The 4,324-nt window shown below is 68.9% G+C and carries 4 protein-coding genes and 1 pseudogene; all 5 read right to left on the bottom strand.

From position 1 onward, the window contains the following. A pseudogene (locus DD1DGNOD_RS28885) lies at positions 1-121 on the bottom strand (ABC transporter ATP-binding protein); the annotation flags it as partial. 13 nt (positions 122-134) lie between these two features. Further along, on the bottom strand, positions 135-2,306 hold the full coding sequence (locus DD1DGNOD_RS06855; protein ID WP_131765733.1) for an ABC transporter permease: 2,172 nt from the start codon (positions 2,304-2,306) through the stop codon (positions 135-137). Between the two features lie 112 nt (positions 2,307-2,418). Next, positions 2,419-2,892, bottom strand: a complete 474-nt coding sequence (locus DD1DGNOD_RS06860) for a hypothetical protein (RefSeq protein ID WP_131769697.1) — start codon at positions 2,890-2,892, stop codon at positions 2,419-2,421. 369 nt (positions 2,893-3,261) lie between these two features. Then, positions 3,262-3,567 (bottom strand): hypothetical protein, encoded by a 306-nt coding sequence (locus DD1DGNOD_RS28890; protein ID WP_241251286.1) that lies wholly within the window; start codon positions 3,565-3,567, stop codon positions 3,262-3,264. Between the two features lie 398 nt (positions 3,568-3,965). Then, the coding region (locus tag DD1DGNOD_RS06870) for an NAD-dependent epimerase/dehydratase family protein (protein WP_131769696.1) at positions 3,966-4,324 on the bottom strand (359 nt) is incomplete at its 5' end.

Genomic DNA, 4,324 nt, shown 5'->3' on the forward strand with positions numbered 1-4,324 from the left:
CGTTCGGTCCGATCAACCCGGTTACCTTACCGGGCGCGACAGTGATGTCGACGTTGTCGACCGCGGTGAGCCCCCCGTAGCGGCGCACCAGACCATGGCCGGTGAGTTCCGCGCGGCTCATGGTGCCCTCCCGCTCATGGTGCCTTCCCGGGGGTGTGCGCGACCTGCCGTACCCGGGCGAGCAGCGCCTCTCCGAAGGGCGTCAGGGTGGGGGCGCCCGCACCACCGGCCGGACGCCGGTATGCCACGGACGTGACGGAGGTGAGTGGGGTGGAGACAACGAGTGTTCTGGATGCGGCGGATGCGGCGGATGTGGTGGAACGTGCCTGGGCGGACGCTGCGGCAGCGGTCCGGACGGTGCCCGCGCCCGCGCCTGTGCCCGCGGGCCCGACCCGGCCCGGTTCGGTCAGGTCCTCGACGATCCGGTTACCCAACTCGGCCACCAGGTGACGGACGGCGGACGCGAGACCGCCGGGCAGCCAGCCCAACGTCAGCGCCAGGATGCCCACGGCCAGGGTGGCCGAGCCGGCGGGGGCGAGGGTGTCGATGGTGACGATGAAGCCGGCCGCGACCACCGCGCCCGCGGCGCTGTCGGCTCCGAAGACGACGACCGCGGTGAACCAGAGCAGGCTGTTCAGCGGGGAGAAGGTGTCGGCGTCGAACGAGGCGTAGCCGAGCATCAGCAGGGCGCCACCCAGGCCGGCCACCGCGGCCGAGACGGTGAAGGACAGCAGCTTGAGGTTGCGCACGTCGACGCCTACCGCGGCCGCACCCTCGGTGTGGTCACGCACGGCCAGCAGCGCCCGCCCGAGACGTCCCTCGTGGAGGTTACGCACGACGAGCAGACCCAGCCCCAGACAGGCCAGTTCGACGACGTAGAACCAGCGGTCGGACAGCGTGTGCCCGGCGATGGACAGCGGCGTGACGTGCAGTCCCGAGACGAACGTCTGCTGTTGGAAGACGAAGCGGGACACGACCGCTCCGACCGCGAACGTGGTGAGGGCGAGCGCCAGCCCGCGCCGCCGGATGACGGGGTAGCCGGTGAGCAGGCCTATCGGGGCGACCAGCAGCGCGCCGAGCAGCAACGCGACAAGGCTTGGCAGCGGGGGGAGCCCGAACAGGTCACCGGCGGCGAGCTTGGCGGACAACAGCGCACCGAGCCCGGCGTAGCCGGCGACACCGAGGGAGACCTGCCCGCTGTAACCGGTGACGATCACCAGGGACAGGAAGATCAGGGCGAGAGCCGGCACGGCGAACGCGTCGCGCAGGTTGGTGGGGGCGAAGGTGAGCGGAGCCGACAGCAGCACGGCACCGCCGAACTTCCCGAGGATGTCCCGGCGCTGGTCGGTGAGGCTCGCCCGGCCTGCCTGCGGCGCGCCGCGGCTGGAGAACCGGCCGGTGGAACCCGCGTCCCCGCCGAGTTCGCGTAGCCGGGGGACCAGCAGCAGCAGGACCAGAAGCGCGGCCACGAACAGGTTGGACTGCACGGCGAGGTACAAGGCGCTGAATTCACCGGTCACCTGGAACTGGCTCAGCTCGCTCTGCAGGATCCCGATGGCCAGGGCGGTCAGCACCGCACCCGGTAGGCTGGCCAGCCGGGCGGCTACGACCACCGCGAACGTCTCCAGCACCAGCAGGGTGAGTCCGTACGGGGTGAGCTGCAGGCGGGGCGCGAGCAGGATGCCGGTGAAGCCGGCGAGGGTGGTGCCGACGGCCCATCCGGCCGCGGCGACCTGGTCGGCCGGAATGGCGGACAGCTCGGCGAGCTGGCGGTCGTCGACCACAGCCCTTACCTGCCTGCCGAAGCGTGTGCGGGTGGTGACCAGGCCGAGGGCCACGCATACGGCGACGACCAGGGCGAGTTCGGCGAGCGCGTCGACACCGATGCGGCTGCCCCCCGGCAGCGGGACGGTTCGATCGGGGAACAGGCTCGGTGCGTCGTTGCGGGATCCCAGGCCCCAGATCCCGGCCGTCATACCGACGGTGAGTACGAGCACGCCCAGGCTCGCCACCAGGGACTCGGCCGCGGACGCGCGCCGGCGGGCCAGCGGGCGGAAGACGAACCGCTCGAGCACGATGCCGATCAATGGCGAAATGACCGCGAGGGAGAGCACCGCGGCGGTCTGGACCGGAAGTTTCCAATCGACGACCATCGCGCGGAAGATGTAGGCAACCAGGGCTGCGATGCCGCCCTGGGCGATGTTGAGGACACCATTGGTCCGGTAGGTCACGAGCAGGCCGATGCCGGAAAGCGCGGCGATCGCGCCAATGGAGATCCCGGCGAATGCCAGATCGATGCTTCTCACCGCGGATGCTCCCGCAGCAGCCCGGGGACCTGGGCCGCCGGCAGCGCGAAAGAAATATGATCGCGCTGCCTTTGGCCTTGCGGCGGCCCGGGGACCTCAGCCCGTCCGCGTCTCACGCGTCAATCTTTGGTTCGCAGATCGTGCAGGGTGTCAGGCCGCGAGCGGCGATCTGATCCGGGTCCACGGGCTGTGCCGGCTTGCTGGTGATCATTTCGCAGGTGCGGCGGTGGTAGGTCCGACCGGCGGGCACCGCGAACAGGCTGCCGTCGTCGTGGCTGCCCGCCGCCGGCTCCGTCGCCGCCGCGGGGACGGAGGACACAGGGGCGGAGGCTGCGGCAACGATCAGCGTGTGCAGTTCGTCGACCTGGCGGTCCAGGCGTCCCCGTCCTTTGGAGGCGGCATCGATCTGGTCGGCTATCAACAGGGCACTGCCGAGGAAGACGAGCGCGAGCCCGCCGAGTCCGCCGGAGGCGAAGTAGGGGAGCTGACGCCCGGGATCGGTTTCCGCGGACACACCCAGGTAACAACCGAACAGCAGGACGCCGCCCGCGACCGCCACGACCCAGCCGCGCACAGCACGTACCATGTCGACGACCACTCGAGACGTCGGCCGGGGGTGCTGTCCGCCCGCAGGCTGTTTGTCCACCCTGTGTCTCTCCCCCAAAGGCGCTGCGGCTGTGGCGACTACCGTGTCCGACACGCGTCGGTTCCGGCACAGCCGGCCTGCCTCGATCAGCGATAGGTCAGCTTAATGCCCAGCATGGATGCGTGCTGCATCGACTGTGCCGAGGGTGCTCGTGATGGATGGATGGTTGGTTCGTGATGTCAGGTGCCTTATGCGGGCACTTTCACACGGCTGCAGGACCTTTCGTCAGGTCAACGGACGACGTCACAGAGCTGTTTGGCCGGATGGTCGGGTGTCGCCGGACCTACGTCCGGGTACGCCTGAGTTGCTTCAGACGGGTTGTCGCTGATGAGGTGGGGCAAGTGTGAGCATTGCAGGACTTCTCATGGCACACCCGTGAATGTTACCAATGTCGTCGATGTCATAGTCCTGCTCAATCTGTTGCCAGCACGTGAACTCACAGCGTTCCGCCCACAGTCGCCGGCCGACCCGGTTGCGGCGGTCTTCGATCTCCAGCGGGGCGAGCACGCCGCCCAGTGCCGCCTGCAGGTGAGCCCAGTCGTGCGCGGCATCCCACGTCGCAAATGACCCCAGATGCTCCCCGTCATAGTCGTAGACGTGATATGGACGGCCCACGGGCGCCTCCTTTAATGATCTTGATGTCTCTGGACGTGCAGGAGGCCGTGCTCCCGCATCCTTCGTTTGCGCATCCAGGACGGCGAGGTGCGATATGCCCAGGTTCAACTAGAACCACTGGTTTCGTCCAAGGACGAGAGGTCATAGCCGATGCCGGATGCGCATGATCGGAAGACTGTGATGCTCGAGCTTCGACACGAAGCCGCGACATTGAAGCTCCGAACCGGACGCGCCGGAGGGGCCGTCATGGCCGCCCCGCTGGTCCATAATGCCCGTCCATCGGGCCGTGGGACCCCTGAACGTCGCAACCCGGCCCCGAGAGCTGGCCCCGAAGTGAGGCTACTGTGACGAAGCTATCGCCATAAGTCGTCTGACAGGGAAGGCGGCCGGACGCGCGATCATCTGGACGTGGCGTTGGCCGACGCCCGCGAGGTCACCGCGTCCCAGGCGTCGGCAACGATCCTGTCGATGGTCGAGCGGGTGCACTGCCATCCCAGCTCCGCCCGGATGCGGTCGCTGTCCGCGACGAGCACGGGCGGCTCCGCCGCTGGCGGGCGGTGTACCCGCCGCAGCGCACGACCGGTGACCCGTTCCACCGCGTCGAGGACGTCGACGACACTGACCCCGACGCCCGTGCCGACGTTGAAGACCTTGCTGTGGCCGGGCCGGACGGCGTCCAGGGCCGCGAGATACGCCTCGGCCATGTCGGCCACGTGCACGTACTCGCGGATCACCGCCCCGTCCCCGTTCACGTGGA

This window comes from Candidatus Protofrankia californiensis, from assembly GCF_900634765.1.
In the GTDB taxonomy this organism is placed as follows: Bacteria; Actinomycetota; Actinomycetes; order Frankiales; family Frankiaceae; genus Protofrankia; species Protofrankia californiensis.